Annotated in this window: 18 protein-coding genes; 8 read left to right on the top strand and 10 right to left on the bottom strand. The window is 71.1% G+C overall.

The features are described 5' to 3' along the window. Positions 1–2: 2 nt before the first annotated feature. The 7 genes from DFJ69_RS32470 to DFJ69_RS32440 all read right to left on the bottom strand — a co-directional run bounded on the left by DFJ69_RS32470 (position 3) and on the right by DFJ69_RS32440 (position 7,256). Positions 3–989 carry an ABC transporter permease gene (locus tag DFJ69_RS32470; protein WP_116026099.1) on the bottom strand — a complete coding sequence of 329 codons (987 nt, stop codon included), beginning with the start codon at positions 987–989 and terminating at the stop codon, positions 3–5. Further along, positions 986–2,053 (bottom strand): ABC transporter ATP-binding protein, encoded by a 1,068-nt coding sequence (locus tag DFJ69_RS32465; protein ID WP_116026098.1) that lies wholly within the window; start codon positions 2,051–2,053, stop codon positions 986–988. Before DFJ69_RS32465 ends, DFJ69_RS32470 begins: the two co-directional genes overlap by 4 nt. After that, complete coding sequence (locus DFJ69_RS32460) at positions 2,050–3,129, bottom strand: ABC transporter ATP-binding protein (protein ID WP_116026097.1); 1,080 nt, start codon at positions 3,127–3,129, stop codon at positions 2,050–2,052. The genes DFJ69_RS32465 and DFJ69_RS32460 overlap by 4 nt, the downstream gene beginning before the upstream one ends. 7 nt (positions 3,130–3,136) lie before the next feature. Then, entirely contained in the window at positions 3,137–4,933 is a 1,797-nt protein-coding gene (locus tag DFJ69_RS32455; protein ID WP_116026096.1) for an ABC transporter substrate-binding protein, read from the bottom strand. 123 nt (positions 4,934–5,056) lie between these two features. Then, positions 5,057–5,605 carry a TrmH family RNA methyltransferase gene (locus DFJ69_RS32450; protein ID WP_245974664.1) on the bottom strand — a complete coding sequence of 183 codons (549 nt, stop codon included), beginning with the start codon at positions 5,603–5,605 and terminating at the stop codon, positions 5,057–5,059. 152 nt (positions 5,606–5,757) lie between these two features. Further along, entirely contained in the window at positions 5,758–6,618 is an 861-nt protein-coding gene (locus tag DFJ69_RS32445) for a PAC2 family protein (protein WP_116026094.1), read from the bottom strand. A gap of 182 nt (positions 6,619–6,800) precedes the next feature. Continuing rightward, on the bottom strand, positions 6,801–7,256 hold the full coding sequence (locus tag DFJ69_RS32440; protein WP_116026093.1) for a universal stress protein: 456 nt from the start codon (positions 7,254–7,256) through the stop codon (positions 6,801–6,803). A gap of 123 nt (positions 7,257–7,379) precedes the next feature. Here DFJ69_RS32440 and metH point away from each other — a divergent pair, with 123 nt between their 5' ends. The 8 genes from metH (at position 7,380) to DFJ69_RS32400 (ending at position 18,651) form a co-directional block, all read left to right on the top strand. Next, positions 7,380–10,853: a methionine synthase gene (gene metH / locus DFJ69_RS32435; RefSeq protein ID WP_116026092.1), complete on the top strand. Its 3,474-nt coding sequence runs from the start codon at positions 7,380–7,382 to the stop codon at positions 10,851–10,853. An 18-nt stretch (positions 10,854–10,871) separates the two neighbouring features. After that, positions 10,872–11,531: an HAD family hydrolase gene (locus DFJ69_RS32430; RefSeq protein ID WP_116026091.1), complete on the top strand. Its 660-nt coding sequence runs from the start codon at positions 10,872–10,874 to the stop codon at positions 11,529–11,531. Between the two features lie 137 nt (positions 11,532–11,668). Then, the gene (locus DFJ69_RS32425) at positions 11,669–12,139 is read left to right on the top strand and encodes a hypothetical protein (protein ID WP_116026090.1); all 471 of its coding nucleotides are present in this window, start codon (positions 11,669–11,671) and stop codon (positions 12,137–12,139) included. A 379-nt stretch (positions 12,140–12,518) separates the two neighbouring features. Beyond that, complete coding sequence (locus DFJ69_RS32420) at positions 12,519–13,517, top strand: ABC transporter permease (protein WP_116026089.1); 999 nt, start codon at positions 12,519–12,521, stop codon at positions 13,515–13,517. A 40-nt stretch (positions 13,518–13,557) separates the two neighbouring features. After that, positions 13,558–15,315: an ABC transporter substrate-binding protein gene (locus DFJ69_RS32415; RefSeq protein ID WP_116026088.1), complete on the top strand. Its 1,758-nt coding sequence runs from the start codon at positions 13,558–13,560 to the stop codon at positions 15,313–15,315. Between the two features lie 90 nt (positions 15,316–15,405). Continuing rightward, positions 15,406–16,416, top strand: coding sequence for an ABC transporter permease (locus DFJ69_RS32410; RefSeq protein WP_211328892.1), 1,011 nt, complete (start codon positions 15,406–15,408; stop codon positions 16,414–16,416). Next, a complete protein-coding gene (locus DFJ69_RS32405; protein ID WP_116026087.1) occupies positions 16,416–17,453 on the top strand; it encodes an ABC transporter ATP-binding protein in 1,038 nt (345 codons plus the stop codon). Before DFJ69_RS32410 ends, DFJ69_RS32405 begins: the two co-directional genes overlap by 1 nt. A gap of 82 nt (positions 17,454–17,535) precedes the next feature. Continuing rightward, positions 17,536–18,651 (top strand): ABC transporter ATP-binding protein, encoded by a 1,116-nt coding sequence (locus tag DFJ69_RS32400; protein WP_281275952.1) that lies wholly within the window; start codon positions 17,536–17,538, stop codon positions 18,649–18,651. Between the two features lie 58 nt (positions 18,652–18,709). On the opposite strand, the gene DFJ69_RS32395 is transcribed toward DFJ69_RS32400, so the two are convergent. The 3 genes from DFJ69_RS32395 to DFJ69_RS32385 form a co-directional block, all read right to left on the bottom strand. Beyond that, on the bottom strand, positions 18,710–21,208 hold the full coding sequence (locus tag DFJ69_RS32395; RefSeq protein WP_116026085.1) for an ABC transporter permease: 2,499 nt from the start codon (positions 21,206–21,208) through the stop codon (positions 18,710–18,712). After that, on the bottom strand, positions 21,205–21,999 hold the full coding sequence (locus tag DFJ69_RS32390; protein WP_116026084.1) for an ABC transporter ATP-binding protein: 795 nt from the start codon (positions 21,997–21,999) through the stop codon (positions 21,205–21,207). The genes DFJ69_RS32395 and DFJ69_RS32390 overlap by 4 nt, the downstream gene beginning before the upstream one ends. A 237-nt stretch (positions 22,000–22,236) precedes the next feature. Continuing rightward, entirely contained in the window at positions 22,237–22,923 is a 687-nt protein-coding gene (locus DFJ69_RS32385) for a response regulator (protein WP_116026083.1), read from the bottom strand. Positions 22,924–22,930: the final 7 nt, after the last annotated feature.

Genomic DNA, 22,930 nt, shown 5'->3' with positions numbered 1-22,930 from the left:
CGCTACCCCTCGTCGTCCTCGAGCGCCGCGCCGCCGCGGGCGGGCGCGATCCGGTCGGCGCGGGGGTCGACGGCGTCCCGCACACCGTCGCCGAGCAGGTTGAACGACAGGGTCGTGACCAGCAGCAGGACGCCCGGCACCGCCAGCAGCCACCACGCCGTCCGGAACACGTCGCTGTTCTCGCCGAGGATGCTGCCCCAGCTCGGCATCGGCGGACGCACCCCGGCCCCCAGGAACGACAGCGTCGACTCGAACACGATGGCCGTGGGGATCAGCAGCGACGCCAGCACCACCACCGGCGCCACCAGGTTCGGCAGGATGTCCACCCGCATGATCCGCAGCGGCCCGGCGCCCAGGGAGCGGGCCGCCTCGATGAACTCCTTCTCCCGCATCGCCAGCACCTGCCCCCGCAGGATCCGGCCCATCGCCGCGAACGAGAAGAACGCGATCACCAGCACGGTCAGCGCCAGGCTCCCGCCGAGCGCCGTGACCTGGAACGTCGAGGCCAGCACGATCGCCACCAGCAGGTAGGGCAGCGCGAGGGTGATGTCCATGAACCGCGCCAGCGCCGTGTCCACCGCACCGCCGGTGTACCCCGCGACCACGCCCACCGCGACCCCCAGCAGCGTGGCCACCGCGGTCGCGGCGAGCCCCACCAGCAGCGAGATCCGCGCCCCGTAGGCCGCCCGGACGAGCACGTCCCGCCCCAACTGGTCGGTGCCGAGCCAGAACTCGCGGCCCGGCCCGACCGGCATCCCATCGATGTCGAGCCCCGTCTTCGGATACGTGGTGTCGTACGGATGGCCGGTCACCGCCGCCAGCAGCGGGGCCGCCGCCGCGAACACGACGACCAGCAGCAGCACCGCCACGGAGATCATCGCCGTCCGGTCCCGGCGGAACCGCGCCCAGGCGAGCTGGACCGGGGTGCGCCCCTCGACGCGGGCCCCGGCCGGGACGACCTCGGCCTCCAACTCGGAGTAGCTGCTCACCGCTCGACCTCCGGCAGCGCCGGGTCGGTGGAGACCTGCCTGATCGAGGCGTGCTCGTGCGCCAGGTCGTCGGTCTCCTCCACCGGGAAGTGGCAGCGCGTCACGTGATCGTCCGGATCGGACCCGCGCACCAGCAGCCCCGGCGGCTCCTGCACGCACCGCCGCTGGGCCTTGGGACAGCGGGGATGGAACCGGCACGCCTTCGGCGGGTGGATCGACGACGGCACGTCCCCGGTGAGGACGACCCGCTCGCGCCGTACGGTCTCGTCGGGGTCGGGCACCGACTCCGCCGACAGCAGCGCGGCGGTGTAGGGATGCCGGGGACGGGTGTACAGCTCCTCCGCCGGCGCCGACTCCACGATCTTCCCCAGGTACATCACCGCGACCCGGTCGCTGACGTATCGGACCACCGCCAGGTCGTGCGCGATGAACAGGTAGGTCAGCCCCAGCTCCCGCTGCAGGTCGTCCAGCAGGTTGATGATCTGCGCCTGGATCGACACGTCCAGCGCCGAGACCGGCTCGTCGCACACGATCAGCCGGGGGCGCAGCGCCAGCGCCCGGGCCACCCCGATCCGCTGCCGCTGGCCGCCGGAGAACTCGGCGGGGAACCGGTTGTAGTGCTCGGGGTTCAGCCCCACGAGCTCCATCAGCTCCTGGACCCGACGCCGCCGTTCGGCGCCGTCGGCGATCCCGTGGATGTCGAACGGGTCCCCGATGATCGAGCCCACCCGGCGGCGCGGGTTCAGCGAGCTGTACGGGTCCTGGAAGATCATCTGTACCTGGCGGCGGAACTCCTTCAGCCCGGCGGACGACAGCCGGGTGACGTCGGTGCCGTCGAAGAGGACCCGCCCGTCGGTGACCGGCTGCAGCGCCGTGATGCAGCGGGCCAGGGTCGACTTGCCGCAGCCGCTCTCGCCCACCACCCCCAGGGTCTCGCCCCGCCGGATCTCCAGGTCGACGCCGTCGACCGCGCGGACCCGGGCGACCTCCTTCTTGAACACGACCCCGTGCCTGAGGGGGAAGTGCTTGGTGACGTTCTCCAGACGCACCAGGACGTCGTTCACCGCCCCTCACCGCCGTCCCCGTCCCGACACCCGGCCCGGCCCCGCGCCATCGCCTCCTCGCGCAGCCGCTCGGCCCACGGGTCGCGGCCGAGCGCCTCCACGGGAAGCCAACAGGCCGACCCGTGCCCGGTCGGCTCGTCGCCGGGCTCCGCGGGAGGGATCGGACGCATCGGCGGCTCCTCCACGCGGCAGCGGTCCATCACGTACGCGCAGCGCGGGTGGAACGGGCAGGCGGGAGGGACGTCGAGCAGGCTGGGCGGCTGCCCGGGGATCGGCCGCAGCCGTGCCCGACCGCGCCCGGCGCGCGGCACCGACTCCAGCAGGCCCTTGGTGTACGGATGGTGCTGGCGGCGGAGGACGGCCCGCCGCCCGGCGTGCTCGGCGGGCTTTCCCGCGTACATCACCAGCACCTCGTCGGCCAGGTCGGCGATGACCCCCAGATCGTGGGTGATCATGATGAGGGCGGTGCCGAACTCGCGTTGCAGCCGCGTCATCAGGTCCAGGATCTGGGCCCGCACGGTGGCGTCCAGCGCGGTGGTGGGCTCGTCGGCGATGATCAGCCGGGGTTCCAGGGACAGCGCCATGGCGATCATCGCGCGCTGCCGCATCCCGCCGGAGAACTGGTGGGGGTAGTCGTCGGCCCGCCGGTCCGGCTCCGGGATGCCGACCAGCCCCAGCATCTCCACCGCGCGCCTGCGGGCCCGCGCCCCGGAGACCGCGGGCTCGTGCGCCCTGATCACCTCCTCGATCTGCCGACCCACCCGGTACAGCGGATGCAGGCTCGACAGCGGGTCCTGGAAGATCATCGCGATCTCGGCACCGCGGATCCGGCGCAGGTCCTCCTCCGGCATCCGCAGCAGGTCGCGTCCCTGGTACCGGGCCGACCCGCTCACCCGGGCGCCGGGTGTCAGCCGCAGCAGCGTCTGGGCGCTGACGCTCTTGCCGGACCCCGACTCGCCCACGATGCCGAGCGTGCGCCCCGCGTCCACGTCGAACGACAGCCCGCGGACCGCCCGCACCACACCGTCCGGGGTGCGGAACGACACCCTCAGATCCCTGACCTCGAGAAGGCTCATGCGCGCCTCAGGTCAGCCTGATCTGGTTGAAGTCGTAACCCTGGAACTGCGGCAGGTACAGCGCGTTCTCCACCCGCGCGGAGTGGAAGATCGGGTAGTTCTGGTTGAGGAACGGCACGATCGCCGCGTCCTCCATGATCCTCCGGTCGGCGCGGGCCCAGAACCCGGCCGCCTCGGCCTGCGTCCGCGCCGCCAGCGCCCGGTCGATCAGCCCGTTGACCACCGGGCTGTCGTATCCGCCGTAGTCCGTGGAGTTCGGGCCGTAGGTGCGCCCGTCGAACAGCGGCACGATCGTCGTCCGCCCGTTGTTGCCGTACCAGTCCGGCACCCAGCCGGGCGCGGCGATGTCCCACTTGCCCTCCCGGGCCTCGGCGGGGGTGACCAGCGTCTTGCCGTAGAAGTTGCCGTTGGTGTCGGGGGTGATGGTGGCGTCGATGCCGCACGCCTTGAGGTTGGCCTGCACCGACTGGGCGACCTTCGGGTGGTTGCTCTGCGTGCGGTACGGGAACCGCAGCCGCAGCCCCGTCGGGTGCCCGGCGGCGGCCAGCATCCGCCGGCAGCGGGCCGGGTCGCCGCCGTCCTCGGGTGTCGGGTAGAGGTCGAACGGTCGGTGGCCGACGCTGCCGGGCGCGATGACCTGGTCGAGCACCTGGCTCACGGACCGGCCGCCGTAGATCTTCACCAGCGCCGTCTTGTCGATCGCGTACTGGATCGCGCGGCGCACCTCCACCTTCGCCAACGCCCGGCCGTTGTTGGGGCTGAGCAGGTTGAACACCAGGTACGGGTTCAGCGACGAGCCCTTCATGATCCTGAAGTCCCGGTGCGACCTGAGCCCCTGGATGCGCGAGGTCGGCACCGGCTGGTCCCAGGCCAGGTCGGCGCTGCCCACCTCCATCATCTGCTGGACGGTCTCCGGCGAGTCCTGCCCGAGGGTGATCTGGATCCGTGCCGGGTATCGGGCGCGCAGCGGGTCGGTGGCGGCCCGCCAGACCGGGTTGCGGTCGAGCACGAACTCCTTGTTCGCCGTGTACGCGGTGATCTGGTACGGGCCGTCGGACACGGTGTTGCGGCGGAACTCGGGGCTGTCGGGGATGTACCGGTCGTACTCCCGGGGCGCGGCGGCGGCGAACTGCATGGCCAGGATGTTGGTGAAGTCGTTGGCGGGCCGGGTGAGCCGCACCACCAGCGTCCTGGCGTCCTGGGCGGTCAGCCCGGACACGTGGTGCCGGTTCTGGTAATCGGCCATCGCCCGGGCGTTCTTGCCGTCGACCTTCTCGTAGCCCTCGCAGTAGGCCTCCATGCCCTGGATGGTCGCCGTGTAGTACGAGATGGCCCCGGACGGCTGCGCCGGGTTGCACAGCCGCTTGATGCCCCGGACGAAGTCCTCGGCCGTCACCTCGCGCGGCGGCCGCGTGTTCCACCGCACTCCCGGGCGGAGCCTGATCGTGTACGTCCGACGGTCCTCGCTGATGCCGCCGTTCTGCCGGGTCGGGACCGCCGCGGCCACGTCCGCCCGCACCTCGATGGCCTCGTCGAAGTCGTTGCTCGCCTTGAAGCCGAACAGCGTGCGGGCGTACTGGCGGCTCAGGATGCTGCTGATCGTCGAGTAGCCGCCGGCCGTGTCGACGTGGTCGGGGTCGGCGGACCCCACCACCCTGAGGGTCCCGCCGGGGCCCGCCGCGCCGTCGTCCCCGCCGCAGCCCGCCGTCCCGCAGCACAGGACCAGCGCGACCGGGACGGCGCCCCACCGCCCCGGTCGCGGTCCGTGCCGGACACGCCGCGCCGCGTGTCGGTGTTCGGTCATGCGTGCCCCCAGCGCGATGCCCCGACGAAGACGAGCGGGCGTCGTGCGACCGCTCATGATCGCGACGCCCCGCCCTGAGATATGCCACCGCCCGGGGCGTCGCAATCACGCGACTTCGGCCCCCTACAGCAGTCCCGCCAGCTTGTAGAGCACCAGCGAACCGGCCACGGCGACGTTCAGGCTGTGCCCCGTGCCGACCATGGGGATCTCCACGGCCGCGTCCAACAGGTCCAGGGCGTCCGCCGGGATCCCCTGCTGCTCGTGCCCCAGGACCATCACCGTGCGGGTACGGGCGGTCGGCAGATCGGCGAGACGCACCGCGTCCTCGGCCAGTTCGACCCCGACGACCCGGGCGCCCTCGGCTCGGTGGCGTTCCAGCCAGCGGACGGGGTCGCCCGTCCAGTGGACGCAGGCGGGACGGCGCAGCGTGTTGCCCCTGCGCAGGGCCTCCGGCACCCAGGGCAGGCGCGGCACCGCCAGGCACGCGCCGACGGCGTCGCACGTGCGCAGGAGGGTGCCGAGATTGGCGCCGTGCAGGGGCCACAGGGGCGCGGCGATCAGATGGTCCCAGCAGGAGTGCGCCCGGTTCCGACGCTCGCGGCGCAGCTCACGACGGGGGCGGACGCGGATCGCGGGGGAGGGGGCCGCCGTACGGGCCCCGGAGGCGCTCAACGCGCCGGGGCGGTCACGCCCCTTCGGTTCGACACCGGGAGATTCGACACCGGGAGATTCGACATCGTGGCGCACTTCGCGGCGTGCGCGGGCCATCGACGGGAAAGGGCCGACGGGTGATCCACCCGCCGGCCCCCACCCTAGCCCATCGGCTAGCCGGTCTCCCGGCCGCGCAGATAGCGCTCGAACTCGCGGGCGATGGCGTCGCCGCTGGCCTCCGGCAGGTCGGCGGCGTCCTTCTGCTCCTCCAGCGAGCGCACGTACTCGGCGACCTCGGTGTCCTGCTCGGCCAGCTCGTTCACCCCGTGCTCCCAGGCGCGCGCCTCCTCCGGCAGTTCGCCCAAGGGGACGGTCAGCCCGAGCAGGTCCTCGACCCGGCGCAGCAGCGCCAGGGTGGCCTTGGGGGACGGGGGCTGCGCCACGTAGTGCGGCACCGACGCCCACAGCGACACCGTGTCGACGTCCGCCTTGTCGCAGGCGTCCTGGAGCACGCCCAGGATGCCGGTCGGGCCCTCGTAGCGGCTCGGCTCGTACCGGCCGGGCTCCAGGTGCAGGGCGCCCGACACCCCGTCGCCGGAGGCGGTGCCGCTCACCGGCACGGGGCGGGTGTGCGGCGCGTCCGCCAGCAGCGCGCCGATGAGGACGGCGGTGCTCACGCCGAGCCGGTCCATCACGCCGATCAGCTCGGCGCAGAACGACCGCCAGCGCATGTTGGGCTCGATGCCGCGGACCAGCACCACGTCACGGGCCGCTCCCGGGGGGCGGGCCCACGAGATGCGCGTGGTCGGCCAGGCGATGCTCCGCTCGCCGTCGTCGGTCAGCTCGACCACCGGGCGGGTCACCTGGAAGTCGTAGTAGTCCTCCGGATCCAGCTCCGTCACCGGGACCGCGCCCCAGGCCGACTCCAGATGCCCGATGACCCCGCTGGCCGCCTCGCCGGCGTCGTTCCAGCCCTCAAAGGCGGCGACCAGGACAGGGTCGACCAGGCCGGGCACGTTCTCGAACTCGACCACCCCGCTGCCTCCTTCCGACCTAGGTACAGCGTCACGGAGCGCGCCGTTGTTCCCGGGTCTCGGGGGGCCGGGACGCGCTCATGATCGGATACCCATGATCGTCTGACGTCCACCCTACGTCCTGCGGCCGGGCCCCGGCCCCCTTCACGGCGTACGCCGCCGTCCGGAGGCCGGGCCTCGCCTCACCTGCCCACGGTGTGCACGATCAGGACGTCGCACGGTGACCGGTGGGACAGGTTGGCCGGCACCGAGCCGAGGAGGCGCCCGGCCAGGCTGTTGAGCCCGCGGTTGCCGACCACCACCAGGTCCGCCGCCTTCTCCTTGGCGACCTTGGCCAGGACGTCCACCGCGTCGCCCTCCACCGCGACCTCCACGATGTCCTTGGCCCCCGCGGCCACCGCCCGCGCCCGGGCGGCCCGCAATGCGTCCTCGGCCGGAGTCGACCCCTGGACCTTGTAGGCCAGGTCGCCCAGTCGATCCGAGGCGTTCTGCCGCTGCTTCTCGCTCATCGGGTGGTACGCGGTGGCGAGGACGAGCGTGGCTCCGGTGTCCGCCGCGAGACCGGCCGCCTTGTCCACCGCGCGGAACGAGGAGTTCGATCCGTCGGTGCCGACGAGAATGGTGCTGTACGAGCCCATCACCGCTCCTTACCGGAGAGTAGTTACCGGATGGGCACGTTATCGGCCCGAACGCCGTTCGTCACGCGTTGTGGTGGGATCTCCTTCGGCTCCGCCGTCCACGTCCGGATAGAGTGGCCTGCTATGAGTGCAACCCCACAGTCGCTACGCCAGGCCCTTCGTGAACGAGTCGTCGTGGCCGACGGCGCGATGGGGACGATGCTCCAGGCCCAGGATCCGACCCTGGACGACTTCGAGGGCCACGAGGGCTGCAACGAGATCCTCAACGTCACGCGGCCCGACATCGTCCGCGCCGTGCACGCGGCCTACCTCGACGTCGGCGTCGATTGCGTCGAGACCAACACCTTCGGCGCCAACCTCGGCAACCTCGGCGAGTACGACATCACCGAGCGCGTCGAGGAGCTCTCGGAGGCGGGCGCCCGGATCGCCCGCGAGGTGACCGACGCGTACTCGACCCCCGAGCGGCCCCGCTGGGTGATCGGCTCGATCGGCCCCGGCACCAAGCTGCCCACCCTGGGTCACGTCCCCTACGCCGTCCTGCGCGACGCCTACCAGCGCAACGCCGCGGGCCTGATCGCCGGCGGGGCCCACGCCCTGCTGGTGGAGACCTGTCAGGACCTGCTCCAGGCCAAGGCCGCCCTGGCCGGCGCCAAGCGGGCCATCGCCGCCGCCGGCGCCGACACGGTGCTGATCGCCCAGGTCACCATCGAGCAGAACGGCGCCATGCTGATGGGCTCGGAGATCGGCGCCGCGCTGACCGCGCTGGAGCCGCTCGACCTCGACCTGATCGGCCTCAACTGCGCCACCGGCCCGGCCGAGATGAGCGAGCACCTGCGCTACCTGGCCCGGCACGCCCGCATCGGGCTCTCCTGCATGCCCAACGCCGGGCTGCCCCAGCTCAGCTCCGACGGGGCCTACTACCCGCTGACGCCCGGCGAGTTGGCCGACGCCCACGAGACCTTCACCCGCGACTACGGCATGTCGCTGGTCGGCGGCTGCTGCGGCACCACCCCCGAGCACCTGCGGCAGGTCGTCGAACGCGTCGGCGGCCGTGCGGTGGCGGTCCGCCGCCCCCGCCCCGAGGCCGGCGCCGCCTCCCTCTACCAGCACGTCCCGTTCCGGCAGGACACCTCCTACCTGGCCATCGGGGAGCGCACCAACGCCAACGGCTCCAAGGCGTTCCGCGAGGCCATGCTGGAGGGCCGCTGGGACGACTGCGTGCGGATCGCCCGCGACCAGGCCCGCGACGGCGCCCACATGATCGACCTGTGCGTCGACTACGTGGGCCGCGACGGCGTGGCCGACATGAAGGAGCTGGCCTTCCGGTTCGCCACCGCCTCCACCCTGCCGATCGTGCTGGACTCCACGGAGACCCCGGTGGTCGAGGCCGGGCTGGAGATGATCGGCGGCCGGGCGGTGGTCAACTCCGTCAGCTTCGAGGACGGCGACGGACCCGACTCCAAGCTGGCCCGGCTGATGCCGGTCGTCCGCGAGCACGGCGCCGCCATCGTGGTGATGTGCATCGACGAGGAGGGCCAGGCCCGCACCGCCGACTGGAAGGTGCGCGTCGCCTCCCGGATGATCGAGGAGCTCACCGGCAAGTGGGGCATGCGGGTCGAGGACATCATCGTCGACACCCTCACGTTCACCATCGGCACCGGCACCGAGGAGTCGCGCCGCGACGCCCTGGAGACCATCGAGGCCATCCGCGGGCTCAAGCGCCGGTACCCGGCCGTGCAGACCACACTGGGCCTGTCCAACGTGTCCTTCGGCCTCAACCCGGCCGCCCGGATCGTGCTGAACTCGGTGTTCCTCGCCGAGTGCGCCGACGCCGGGCTGGACTCGGCCATCGTGCACGCCTCCAAGATCCTGCCCACGGCCCGGCTCCCCGAGGAGCAGCGCAAGGTCGCCCTCGACCTGATCTACGACCGGCGGTCCGAGGGCTACGACCCGCTGCACCGCTTCATGGAGCTGTTCGAGGGCGTCGACACCAAGGCCCTCAAGGCGGGCCGCGCCGCCGAGCTGGCCGGGCTGCCGCTGTGGGAGCGGCTCAAGCGCCGCATCATCGACGGCGAGCTGAACGGCCTCGGCGACGACCTCGACGAGGGCCTCGCCGAGCGCCCCGCCCTGGAGATCATCAACGACGTGCTGCTGGACGGCATGAAGACCGTCGGCGAGCTGTTCGGCTCCGGGCAGATGCAGCTCCCGTTCGTGCTGCAGAGCGCCGAGGTGATGAAGACCGCCGTCGCCCACCTCGAGCCCCACATGGAGAAGGCGGACGACGGCGGCAAGGGCCGCATCGTGCTGGCCACCGTCAAGGGCGACGTCCACGACATCGGCAAGAACCTCGTCGACATCATCCTGTCCAACAACGGCTACGAGGTCGTCAACATCGGCATCAAGCAGCCGATGTCGGCGATCCTCGAGGCCGCCAAGGAGAACCGCGCCGACGTCATCGGCATGTCCGGGCTGCTGGTCAAGTCCACGGTGATCATGAAGGAGAACCTGGAGGAGCTCAACTCCCGGGGCCTGGCCGACCAGTGGCCGGTGCTGCTGGGCGGGGCGGCCCTCACCCGCGCCTACGTCGAGCAGGACCTCGCCGAGCTGTACGACGGCGAGGTGCGCTACGCCAGGGACGCCTTCGAGGGCCTGCGGCTGATGGACGCGTTCATGGCGGTCAAGCGCGGCGTCGAGGGGGCCACCCTGCCGCCGCTGCGGCAGCGGCGGGTCAAGACCGGCGCCACCCTCAAGGTCACCGAGCCCGAGGAGATGCCGTCCCGCTCCGACGTCGCCACCGACAACAAGATCCCCGCACCGCCGTTCTGGGGCGACCGGATCGTCAAGGGCATCCCCATGGCCGACTACACGTCCTTCCTGGACGAGCGGGCCACCTTCATGGGGCAGTGGGGCCTCAAGGGGTCCCGGGGCGCCGACGGGCCCACCTACGAGGAGCTGGTCGAGACCGAGGGGCGGCCCAGGATGCGCATGTGGCTCGACCGCATGCAGTCCGAGGGGCTCATCGAGGCCGCCGTCGTCTACGGGTACTTCCCGGCCGTCAGCGAGGGCGACGACCTGGTGATCCTCCACGAGGACGGCTCGGAGCGCGAGCGCATCACCTTCCCCCGGCAGCGTCGCGACCGGCACCTGTGCCTGGCCGACTTCTTCCGGCCCCGCGAGTCGGGGGAGGTCGACGTGGTCGCCCTCCAGCTCGTCACGGTCGGCTCCCGGGTGTCGGAGGCCACGGCCGAGCTGTTCGCCAAGAACGCCTACCGCGACTACCTGGAGCTGCACGGGCTGTCGGTCCAGCTCACCGAGGCCCTCGCCGAGTACTGGCACACCCGGGTCCGCTCGGAGATCGGGTTCGGCGGGGAGGACCCCGACGGCATCGAGGACTTCTTCAAGCTCGGCTACCGGGGCGCGCGCTTCTCGTTCGGCTACCCCGCCTGCCCCGACCTGGAGAACCGCGCCACCGTGGTGCGGCTGCTGGAGCCGGAGCGGGTCGGGGTCACGCTGTCGGAGGAGTTCCAGCTCGTCCCCGAGCAGGCCACCGACGCCCTGATCGTCCACCACCCCGAGGCCAAGTACTTCAACGTCTGACGCATCGAGAGGGAGCGCGTGGGGGGCGAGACGGGTCCGCGGGCCGTCCTGTTCGACATGGACGGCCTGCTGATCGACTCCGAGGAGATGTGGCTCGAGGTCGAGACCGAGGTGATGGCCTGGCTGGGCGGCGCCTGGGGGCCCGAGCACCAGGAGAGGCTCGTCGGCGGCTCGCTGCACCGGGCCGTCGCCTACATGCTGTCGCTGGCAGGTCCGGTGGCCTCGCCCGACGAGGTCGCGGAACGGATGCTGGACGGCATGGCCGAGCGCCTGTCCTCGTCCGCCCCGTTCATGCCGGGGGCCAAGGAGCTGCTCACGGCGGTGCGCGACGCCGGGCTGCCGACGGCGCTGGTGTCCAACAGCCACCGCCGCCTCATCGACGCCGTCCTGGACGGCGTCGGCCGCGACCTCTTCACGCTCACCGTGGCCGGTGACGAGGTCGCCCACCTCAAGCCCGACCCCGAGCCCTATCTGACGGCCGCCTCCGGGCTGGGCGTCCCGCCGGACCGCTGCGCGGCGCTGGAGGACTCCCCGACCGGGGTGGCGGCGGCCGAGGCGGCGGGCTGCGTCACCGTGGCGGTCCCGCACGTCGTCCCGGTACCTCCCGCACCGGGACGTATCGTTGTCGAATCGTTGCGGAACGTCGATCTCCCCATGCTCCGGGGCCTCTTCCCCTAGGGGCGCGCTCCCGCCACAGGATGAACCGCGCGGAACGGGAACCGTCCGCCCGGAGGAGAAGTCTCTCCCTGTGAACGTGTGACGATGGCAGGACGCGGCACGTACACCGGCGCGGGAATCGAAGGTGGGGATCCGGCATGAGCGACGCGGTGCTCTTCATGATCAGCTTCGGGGTCACGCTGCTCGGGCTGGTCGCCAGCTACGGCGTGGCCAAGCGCCGCGGCATCGCCTCCGGCATGCGCGGCGCCGCCTGGTCGGCGGTGCCGTTGGCGGCGACCCTGACCGGCGTCACCGAGTTCGTCACCGACCTGGTGTTCAGCCCCGCCAAGTGGGCCGGTGTCGCCCTGGCGGGCCTGGCCGTGGTGCTCTACATGGTGTCCGGCGTCATGCTGCGCCGCCAGGTCGAGGGCGGCGAGGGCGGCCGCGGCGAGGTGGGCGACGAGACCTCGCGCGGACGCGGCCGCAAGGGCCGCGCAGAGTCGGCCGGGAGCGCCGGCGGCGCCGGGCGCGCACGTCGGCCGCGGGCCGTGGAGCCCCCCGCCGGCACCCCCGGAGACCCCGATCTGGCCGAGATCGAGGAGATCCTCCGCCGTCGTGGCATTCAGTGATCACCTCGTACGGACCCCTGAGGATCTTCGTCTGACGGCCATGAGTCACGGATGATCGGTATCGAGTAGGACTCGGTACGGTAAAGCTTCCCGTTGTACGCCGGTTTCCGGTTGGCACCTACTGTCTACCTGCACGTAATATCTGGGCGCTTTGTCCTATCAGGTTGTTCGGGTCGCATGTGCCCTAGATGACGACGAGATCACAAGTCGGACACGGGTACTGGCGGCTCTCGGCTTCACGATGGACTCTCATCGCTGGAGAGCTAGGTTTCCCTCCAGCAAACCCGCTGTCAGGAGCCGGGAAACGACGGGTGTACGCACCCCCTTTCCGGGCACCCGCCCATCGGCAGCGCCGCCGACGTGCAGGGAGGTACGGAGCGTGACCGCACCGATCGAGGTGTCCGGGTCCGAGGGCGAGGCCCAACCCGAGGCCGTCCTCGCGGGGGTCGGCAAGAAGGCCATCGAGGGCCGCTCGCTGGGCCGGATCGCCCTGCTGCGCCTGCGGCGCGACAAGGTCGCCATCGCCGGCGGTGTGGTGATCATCCTGCTGATCGTGTTCGCGGCCGCCGCGCCGCTGGTGGTCAAACTGCTCGGGCATCCCCCCAACGACTTCCACCAGGAGTTCATCGACCCCACGCTCGGCGCCCCGACCAAGCCGCTGGGCGGGATGAGCGGCGACTTCCTGTTCGGGCTCGAACCCGGCAACGGGCGCGACCTGTTCAGCCGTATCGTCTACGGCGCTCGCGTGTCGCTGCTCATCGGCTTCCTGGCCACCCTGGTCGCGGTGCTGATCGGCACCACCCTCGGCGTGATCGCCGGATACTTCGGCGGCTGGGTGGACTCCCTGATCGCTCGGGCGATGGACGTCTTCCTGGCGTTCCCGCTGCTGCTGTTCGCCATCGCCGTGGTCGGCGTCATCCCCAACGAGAAGTGGGGCCTGGAGGGCAACGGCCTGCGGATGGCGGTGCTGGTGTTCATCATCGGGTTCTTCAGTTGGCCGTACATCGGCCGGATCGTGCGGGGGCAGACGCTGTCCCTGCGCGAACGCGAGTTCGTCGACGCGGCCCGCAGCATGGGGGCGCGCGCGCCCTACATCATCGTTCGGGAGATCCTGCCCAACCTGGTCGCGCCGATCCTGGTGTACAGCACCCTGCTGATCCCGACCAACATCCTCTTCGAGGCGGCCCTCTCCTTCCTGGGCGTGGGGATCAGCCCGCCCACCCCCGCCTGGGGCAGCATGCTCGCCGACGCCATCGGCACGTACCGCATCGCCCCCCACTTCGTCGTCGTGCCCGGTCTGGCGATCTTCGTCACGGTCATGGCCTTCAACCTGTTCGGCGACGGTCTGCGGGACGCCCTCGACCCGCGGGCGCGCTGACGGACGCCTGAGAACAACGAGTAATGAGCGAAAGGGCATCATGAGAAGTCCACGGTTCCTGACCCTCACGGCGGCCGGCGCGGTCGCCCTGAGCCTCGGGCTGGCCGCCTGCGGCGGCGGTGACGACGACGGCGGGGACGGCAACGGCGGGGGTGTCTTCAACGGCGCCGTCGACAAGATCCACAACCCGTCCGACACCAAGGGCGGCACGCTGCGGATGGCGATCAGCAGCGACATCGACTCCACCGACCCCGGCAACATGTACTACGCCTGGTCGAACAACTTCACCCGGCTGTACTCCCGTCAGTTGCTGACCTATCCCGCCAAGCCGGGCGACGAGTCGCTGAAGCCGGCGCCCGACATCGCCGAGGCGCTGGGCGTGGCGAGCGACGGCAACAAGACCTGGACGTACAAGCTCCGCAAGGGCCTCAAGTACGAGGACGGCACGGAGATCAAGGCCGCCGACATCAAGTACGCGGTGGCCCGGACCTTCGACCGCGGCGTGCTGCGCAACGGCCCCTCCTACTTCTCCCAGATGCTGGACGCCGAGGGCTACGAGGGTCCCTTCAAGGACAAGAACCTCGACAACTTCAAGGGCGTCGAGACCCCGGACGACTACACCGTCGTCTTCAAGCTCAAGGAGCCGTTCGCCGAGTTCAACGAGGTCGTGACCTTCAGCGGTCAGACGGCCCCCGTCCCGGCGGCCAAGGACCAGGGCGAGCGGTACGGCCTGCGGCCGTTCTCCTCCGGCCCGTTCAAGTGGGAGGGCAACTACCAGCCCGGCAAGGGCGGCGCGATGGTTCCCAACCCCCACTGGGACGCCACGACCGACCCGAACCGCAAGCAGTTGCCCGCCAAGATCGAGGTGATCGCCGGGCTGGAGGCCCAGGAACTGGACAACCAGCTCCTCAAGGGCCAGATCCACGTGGACCTGGCGGGTACCGGTGTGCAGGAGAACGCCCGCAGCCAGATCCTGCAGGACCCGGCGCTGAAGAACTCCTCCGACAACCCGCCCGGCGGGTTCGCCTGGTACATCCCGATCAACGTCAAGAACATCCCGAACGTGGAGTGCCGCCGGGCCATCGTGTGGGCCGCCGACCGTGACGCCATGTGGCGGGCCTACGGCGGTGCGGTCGGTGGCGACATGGCGACGTCGGTCCAGCCGCCGGACATCGAGGGTCGCGAGAAGGGCACCGACCACTTCACCAAGGCGCAGATCGGCTACAAGGGCGACGTGAACCAGGCCAAGGCCGCCCTCCAGCGGTGCGGTCAGCCCAACGGCTTCAGCACCACCATGGTCTACCGCAGCGACCGCCCCAAGGAGAAGGCCACCGCCGAGGCCCTGCAGCAGTCGCTGTCCCTGGTCGGCATCAAGCTGAACCTCAAGGGCTACCCGGCCAGCACCTACACCAACGACCAGTTCGGCTCGCCGTCCTTCGTCGCCAAGGAGAAGATCGGCCTGGGCACCTACGGCTGGCACGCCGACTGGCCGACCGGCTACGGGTACCTGCAGGCGATCTCCGACGGCGACGCCATCGTGCCGAGCGGCAACGCCAACCCGTCCGAGCTGGACGACAAGCAGATCAACGACCTGTGGGACCAGTCGCTGAAGGTCGAGGACCCCGCACAGCGGGCCAAGATCTACAACCAGATCGACGACCGCATCCGCTCGGAGGCCGCGATCCTGCCGAACGTCTACGCCCGCTCGCTGCTGTTCCGGCCGAGCAGCCTGACGAACGTGTTCCTGCACGAGGGCTTCGGCATGTACAACTACTCCACCCTCGGCGTGGCCAAGTAGTCCGGTCTCCCCTCCGATTCGCTAGAAGGCAGGTGAAGGCCACGGGCGGCCGGCCGGGTGATCCCCGGCCGGCCGTCCAGGCCGAGCGCAGTGATCGCATTCCTGGTTCGCCGCCTCATCGGAGCGGTGGCGCTGCTGGTCATCATCAGCATGGTCACCTTCGGCATCTTCTTCCTGCTGCCGAAGGCGGCCGGGGTCTCGAGCGACGATCTGGCCTCCCGCTTCGCGGGCAAGTCCCCGACGCCGGAGACGGTCCAGGCCATCAAGGAGCGGTTCGGGTTCGACGACCCGGTGCCGATCCAGTACGGCCGGTTCGTCAAGGCCATCGTCGCCGGCGACGAGTACGACACCGGCACCACCGTGATCGAGTGCCCGGCCCCGTGCCTGGGCTACTCGTTCCGCACCAACACCAGCGTCATGGACCAGCTGATCGACCGCATCCCGGTCACGCTGTCGCTGGTCGTGGGCGCGGCGGTGATCTGGGTGCTGGTCGGAGTGTCGGTGGGCGTGCTGTCGGCGCTCCGGCGCGGCAGCGTGTTCGACCGGGCCGCCATGGCGGTGGCGCTCGCCGGGGTCTCCCTGCCGATCTTCTTCACCGGTCTGCTGTCCCTGACGTTCGTGGTGCACGCCTGGGACCTGCTGCCCCCGGTGTCGTACCACCCGTTCCTCGACAATCCGCTGGAATGGGCGTCGGCGCTGATCCTGCCGTGGATCACCCTGGCGTTCCTGTACGCGGCCATGTACGCGCGACTCACCCGGGCGGGCATGCTGGAGACGATGAACGAGGACTACATCCGTACGGCGCGCGCCAAGGGCCTGCCCGAACGGACGGTCATCACCCGGCACGCGCTGCGCGCCACCCTGACCCCGCTGCTCACGATCTTCGGTCTGGACCTCGGGCTGCTGCTCGGCGGCGCGGTGCTGACCGAGCAGACCTTCTCGCTCAAGGGCCTGGGGGCCTTGTCGCTGGACGGCGTGATCGGCAGCGACCTGCCCGTGGTGCTGGGCACCGTGATGGTGGCCGCGCTCTTCATCGTGCTGGCCAATCTGATCGTCGATCTTCTGTACGGGGCCATCGACCCGAGGGTGAGGCACAGCTGATGGGGGAGAGCACTCCGCCGACCGCCTTCCTGGAAGTGCGCGACCTGCGCATCGGCTTCCAGACGGAGGACGGGCTGGTCAAGTCGGTGGACGGCCTGACGTTCTCGCTGGAGCGGGGTCGCACGCTGGGGATCGTGGGCGAGTCCGGGTCCGGCAAGTCGGTGACCAGCCTGGGCATCATGGGGCTGTACAACCGGCGCAACGCGAAGATGTCCGGGGAGATCTGGCTGGACGGCCGGGAGCTGGTGGGCGCCTCGCCCGACGAGGTCCGTCGGCTGCGGGGCCGCCACATGGCGATGATCTTCCAGGACCCGCTCTCCTCGATGCACCCCTTCTACACGGTCGGCGCGCAGATCGTCGAGGCGTACCGGGTGCACAACGACGTCGGCAAGAAGGTCGCCCGCAAGCACGCCATCGACATGCTGGGCCGGGTCGGGATCCCCAGGCCGGACCGGCGGGTCGACGACTACCCGCACCAGTTCTCCGGCGGGATGCGGCAGCGCGCGATGATCGCGATGGCGCTGTCCTGCGACCCCGAGCTGCTGATCGCCGACGAGCCCACCACCGCGCTGGACGTGACCGTGCAGGCGCAGATCCTGGACCTGCTCCGGGACCTGCAGGAGGAGTTCAACTCCGCGATCATCATGATCACCCACGACCTGGGCGTGGTGGCCGAGCTGTCGGACGACATCCTGGTGATGTACGCCGGGCGCAGCGTGGAGCAGGCGACCGTCGAGGACGCCTTCCACCGCCCGATGCACCCCTACACCTGGGGGCTGCTGGGCTCGATGCCGCGGCTGGACCGGGACCGCTCCGAGCGACTGATGCCGATCAAGGGCACCCCGCCCAGCCTGATCAACGTTCCGGTCGGCTGCGCGTTCAGCCCGCGCTGCGCCTACGCGGGGCTGAACGAGGGCAGGAGCGAGAGCGAGCGGCCCGAGTTGCGCGAGGTCGGGCCGGGCCACCGGGTCGCCTGCCATCTGCCGGTGGAGCGGCGCCGGGAGATCTGGGAATCCGAGATCCTGCCGAAGCTGTGACGGACACGGTGCGAGAGAAGGCGAGAAGACTGTGAGCACCTCGCAGACGGGGGCCGGGACCGCCCCGACCGAGGACGTCGCCGTGGCGGCGACCGAGGCCGGGCGGCCGGGGCGGGGCGGCGAGCCGCTGCTCCAGGTGGACGGCCTGGGCAAGCACTTCCCGGTCACGGCCGGGCTGCTGCGCCGCCAGGTGGCCGCGGTCAAGGCGGTGGACGGCGTGTCGTTCACCGTGCACAAGGGCGAGACGCTCGGCCTGGTGGGCGAGTCGGGCTGCGGCAAGACCACCACCGGACGGATGGTCATGCGGTTGCTGGAGCCCAGCTTCGGCCGGATCACGTTCGAGGGTCACGACATCACCCACCTGTCGCAGGCCCGGATGCGTCCGCTGCGCCGCGACCTACAGATGATCTTCCAGGACCCGTATTCGTCGCTGAACCCGCGGCAGACGGTCGGCGCCATCGTCGGCGCCCCGTTCCGGTTGCAGGGCATCGAGACGAAGAAGGGCGCCAAGAGGGCCGTCCAGGAGCTGTTGGAGCTGGTCGGGCTCAACCCCGAGCACTACAACCGGTACCCGCACGAGTTCTCCGGCGGCCAGCGGCAGCGCATCGGGATCGCCCGGACGCTGGCGCTCAAGCCCAAGCTGATCATCGCCGACGAGCCGGTCTCGGCGTTGGACGTGTCGATCCAGGCGCAGGTCGTCAACCTGCTGGAGGACCTGCAGGACGAGCTGGACCTGACCTACGTGGTGATCGCCCACGACCTGTCGGTGGTGCGGCACATCGCCGACCGGGTCGCGGTGATGTACCTGGGCAAGATCGTCGAGATCGCGGACCGCAACGACCTGTACGCGGCGCCGATGCACCCGTACACCAACGCGCTGCTGTCGGCGGTCCCGATCCCGGACCCGGCCAAGCGCAAGGGCCGCGACCGGATCCGCCTTCAGGGCGACGTGCCCAGCCCGCTGGACCCGCCGCCCGCCTGCCGGTTCCACACCCGTTGCTGGAAGGCCCAGGAGATCTGCAAGCAGGTCGAGCCGCCGCTCGTCGAGCTGCGCCCCGGCCACCAGACCGCGTGCCACTTCCCGGAGAACGCCCCGGCCGACGCCACCGAACTGGTCGCCCAGGCCGCCGCGACCCACGCGGACGCCGCCGCCACCGGCGAACCGCTCCCGGTCCACAAGATCCGCGACGACGACTGACCCGCACGACGACCACGAGAGCCCCGCACCGACGGCGCGGGGCTCTCGTTCGTTTCCGCTACTCGGTGGAGATGGCCTTCAGGACGTCCATCCGGCCGGCGCGCCAGGCGGGCCACAGCGCCGCCAGCACTCCGATCACCGCCGCCACCACCAGGTAGGTGATCAGGGTGCCGGTCGGGATGCTCAGCACCGTCAGGCCCTCGTCGGACAGCGCCCGTTGCAGGGCCGATCCGAAGATCACGCCGATGCCGATGCCGAGCAGGGCGCCGAACAGCGCGATCACCACCGACTCCAGCCGGATCATCCGGCGCAACTGCCGTCGGCTGATGCCGACCGCCCGCAGCAGCCCGATCTCGCGGGTCCGTTCGATCACCGACAGCGCCAGGGTGTTGATCACCCCGACCGCCGCGATGATGATCGACATGGTGAGCAGCACGGTCAGGAAGGCGACGATGGAGTCGATCTCCTTGCTCTGCGCCTCCTTGATCGCCGCCCGGTCCTGGACCTCCAGCGCCGGGTAGTCCGCCAGGGCCCCCTTCAGCGCCCGGGTCGTGGCCGGGTCGGTGGTCGCGGTGTCCACCACCACCGCCACCGCGATCGGAGTGTTGGTGTGCCGCTTGTACGCCTCCGGCGACACGACCCGCGGGCCGAGCAGCTCGTTGCGCGCGTAGACGCCCACGATCCGCAGCCGCTCGGTGACCTCGTCGGGGAACAGCACCGGCACGACCGACCCGACCCGCCACCCGTTGGACTCGGCGGTGTCCTCGTCGACCATCATCCCGTCCGAGCCGAGCCGGCTGGAGCCGGACTCGACCTCCAGCTTGGCGCCCACGGCCAGGGCCGCCTGGTCGGCGGACGCGTACCAGATCGACTTGCCCTTGATCTTGGCGTCGCCCTCGTAGAACGGCAGCGCCTGCTCGACCCCGGCGGTGCGCCGGACCGCCGTGATGGCGCTGGCGTCGACTCCGCCGCGGCCCTCGGTCTCGATCAGGTAGTCGGCCCCGAGCTGGGTGTCGATCGCCTCGTTGACCGAGGCGCGCATCGACGAGCCCATCACGTTCACCGTGGTGACCAGCGCCAGCCCGATCATCAGCGCGGAGGCCGTGGCGGCGGTCCGCCGCGGGTTGCGCAGGGCGTTGCGCTGGGCCATCCGGCCCGGCGTCCCGAACAGCCTGGGGTACGGCGCGCCCAGCACCCGCACCACCGGGCCGCTGATCACCGGGGCCAGCATCGCCACCCCGAGGAACACCAGCAACGCGCCGAACCCGATCGGGATCATCACGTTGCCGCCCAGCTCCACCCCGGTCAGGCCCAGGGCCAGCAGCGCCGCCCCGCCGGCGGCGAGCACCGTGCCGATCACCAGCCGGATCCGCATCGACCGCTGCGGCAGCGCCACGTCGTCGCGCATCGCCGCCACCGGCGGGATCTTGGCGGCCCGGCGCGCCGGGAAGTACGCCGACACCACGGTGACGACGATGCCGACCGCGTACGACCAGATCACCGGGGTCGCGGTGAACACCAGCCCCTCGCCCTCGATGCCGACGAGACCGCGCAGCAGCAGGGCGAGTCCGGCCCCGGCCGCCAGGCCGAGGGTGGCGCCGATGAAGCCCACCGCCACGGCCTCGCCGATCACCGCGCGGGTGACCTGCCGGCGGGACGCGCCGATCGCCCGCAGCAGCGCCAGCTCCCGGGTGCGCTGGGCGACCAGCATCGAGAACGTGTTGAAGATGATGAACGCCCCGACGAAGATCGAGATCAGCGCGAACACCAGCAGGAACGTGCGGAAGAACGACAGGAACTGCGAGACCTCGCTCTTGAACTCCTCGCGCAGCTCGGTGCCGGTGACGGCCTCCAAGCCCCCGGGCAGCGTCTTCGCCACCCGGTCGCGCAGCACCTCCTCGCTCACCCCGGTCGAGGCCATGGAGATGTCGGAGAACTGTCCGGGCTTGAGCAGCAGCCGCTGCGCGGTGGGGGTGTCGAAGGCGGCGATCGTGGCCCCGACCAGCCCTCCGCCGTCCAGCAGCCCGACCAGCCGCAGCCGCTGCGGCGGCCCGTTGACCACCACGCGGACCTCGTCGCCGACGCGATGACCGGTCTTCTCGGCGGTCTCGACGTCGAGGAGGACCTCGCCGGGCCCGGCCGGCGGCCGGCCCGAGGCGAGATCGAAGTCCCCGCCGGGCACCCAGTTGACGCCGAGCTGAGGCGGCCCCTCGCCGCCGACGAGCTTGCCGTCCTTGCCGACGATCGCGGCGTACCCGGTGACGTTCCCGACCGGGTCCTTGACGCCCTCGACGCGGCGGAGCCGCTCGACCAGCGCGGCGGGCACCGGCCGCGCGGTGGCGCCGTCGTCGTCGCCGTCGACGACCTTCTTCGCCCGCACGTCGACGGCGACGTTCTCGGCGGAGCCGCCGATGAGGTCGTCGAACTGGCGGTTCATGGTGTCGGTGAAGATCAGGGTGCCGGCCACGAAGGCCACCCCGAGGATCACCGACACGGCGGTCAGCGCGAGTCTGATCTTGTGCGCCGCCAGGTTGCGGAGCGTGACCTTGGCCATCATGCGGAGCCGACCCCCGGGAGGTCGAAGCCCTTCATGCGCTCCAGCACCTTCTCGGCGGTGGGCGCGGCCATCGTGTCGACGATCCGCCCGTCGCCGAGGAAGACCACCTCGTCGGCGTAGGCGGCGGCGGCCGGATCATGGGTGACCATCACGATGGTCCGCCCCATCTCCCGCACCGAGTCGCGCAGGAAGCCGAGCACCTCGGCGCCCGAACGGGAGTCCAGGTTGCCGGTCGGCTCGTCCGCGAAGATGATCTCCGGCCGGGAGGCCAGCGCCCGGGCGCAGGCCACCCGCTGCTGCTGCCCGCCGGACAACTGGCTGGGCCGATGCCCGAGCCGCGGCCGGAGCCCCACGGTGTCGATCACCCGGTCCAGCCACGCCTTGTCGGCCTTGCGCCCGGCGATGTCCATCGGCAGCGTGATGTTCTCCAGCGCGGTCAGCGTGGGGACCAGGTTGAACGCCTGGAAGATGAAGCCGACCCGGTCGCGGCGCAGTCGGGTGAGCCGCTTGTCGTCCAGCCGGTTCAGCTCCACGTCGCCGATGAAGACCTGCCCCGCGTCGATGGAGTCCAGGCCGGCCATGCAGTGCATCAGGGTGGACTTGCCGGACCCGGACGGGCCCATGATGGCGGTGAAGCGACCGCGGGGGATGCCGATCGACACCTCGCCGAGCGCGGTGACGCGGGCGTCGCCGCTGCCGTACACCTTGCTGACTGCGAGGGCCCTGGCGGCGAGGTCGCCCGCCCCGGGCACGGTGTGCCCGTCATCGATGGTCGGGGCGGTGTTCGTCACGAGGAGACTCCTGTTTCGGGGGTGAACGGTCGGCCGGAACGCGGTGTCGAAATGGCCGACTCGCCGCGTTCCGTGACAGAACACTAGGAGTTCCCGACCCCCTCGCGGATGAGCCGTCGGAAGGGAATCGGTCGTCCCCCTGACGCAGGACGAGGGGCCGATCCGATCATCCTCCGGGAGTACCGACGGGGATGCGAAGGTAGGGGTCGACCCTGAGAGCCTCAGAGAATGCGCAGGTCAGAGCCGGTCGGTCTGCCCGGGGCGGCTCATCCCCGTCTCGTAGGCGTAGACCACGGCCTGGACCCGGTCGCGCAGCCCCAGCTTGGCCAGCACGTTGCCGACGTGGGTCTTCACGGTGGTCTCGCTGACCACCAGCTCACGGGCGATCTCGGCGTTGGACAGCCCCCGGGCCACGTGACTCAGCACCTCGCGCTCCCGATCGGTGAGCGTGTCCAGGCCGGGCGCCGGCTCCGACTCGCGGACGGCCGGGAGCCGGGAGGCGAACTTGTCGAGCAGCCGCCGGGTCACGCTGGGGGCCACGATCGCGTCGCCGGCCGCCACGATCCGGATGGCGGTGACGAGGTCCTCGGGCGGCGAGTCCTTGAGCAGGAACCCGCTGGCCCCCGCCCGCACCGCCTCGATGACGTACTCGTCGAGGTCGAAGGTGGTCAGGATGAGCACCCGGGGATCGTGGGTGGCCGCGCCCTCCCGGACGATCCGCCGCGTCGCCTCGATCCCGTCCACGCCGGGCATCCGGATGTCCATGAGGACCACGTCCGGCAGCATCGAGCGGGTCAGCTCCACGGCGGCGGCCCCGTCGCCGGCCTCGCCCACCACCGTGAGGTCGGCCTCGGCCTCCAGGATGAGCTTGAAGCCGGTGCGCAGCAGCGGCTGATCGTCGACGAGCAGGACGCGTACGGTCATGGTGCCA

It is taken from the genome of Thermomonospora umbrina, assembly GCF_003386555.1.
Lineage (GTDB): Bacteria > Actinomycetota > Actinomycetes > Streptosporangiales > Streptosporangiaceae > Thermomonospora > Thermomonospora umbrina.
This window is presented reverse-complemented; position numbering and strand designations above follow the sequence as displayed.

What these genes read in the sequence shown, in the direction of transcription:
- DFJ69_RS32460 (WP_116026097.1), bottom strand. Translation starts at nt 3,129, where the DNA reads ATGAGCCTTCTCGAGGTCAGGGATCTGAGGGTGTCGTTCCGCACCCCG.
- DFJ69_RS32455 (WP_116026096.1), bottom strand. Translation starts at nt 4,933, where the DNA reads ATGACCGAACACCGACACGCGGCGCGGCGTGTCCGGCACGGACCGCGA.
- DFJ69_RS32440 (WP_116026093.1), bottom strand. Translation starts at nt 7,256, where the DNA reads ATGGGCTCGTACAGCACCATTCTCGTCGGCACCGACGGATCGAACTCC.
- metH (WP_116026092.1), top strand. Translation starts at nt 7,380, where the DNA reads ATGAGTGCAACCCCACAGTCGCTACGCCAGGCCCTTCGTGAACGAGTC.
- DFJ69_RS32425 (WP_116026090.1), top strand. Translation starts at nt 11,669, where the DNA reads ATGAGCGACGCGGTGCTCTTCATGATCAGCTTCGGGGTCACGCTGCTC.
- DFJ69_RS32415 (WP_116026088.1), top strand. Translation starts at nt 13,558, where the DNA reads ATGAGAAGTCCACGGTTCCTGACCCTCACGGCGGCCGGCGCGGTCGCC.
- DFJ69_RS32405 (WP_116026087.1), top strand. Translation starts at nt 16,416, where the DNA reads ATGGGGGAGAGCACTCCGCCGACCGCCTTCCTGGAAGTGCGCGACCTG.
- DFJ69_RS32395 (WP_116026085.1), bottom strand. Translation starts at nt 21,208, where the DNA reads ATGATGGCCAAGGTCACGCTCCGCAACCTGGCGGCGCACAAGATCAGA.
- DFJ69_RS32385 (WP_116026083.1), bottom strand. Translation starts at nt 22,923, where the DNA reads ATGACCGTACGCGTCCTGCTCGTCGACGATCAGCCGCTGCTGCGCACC.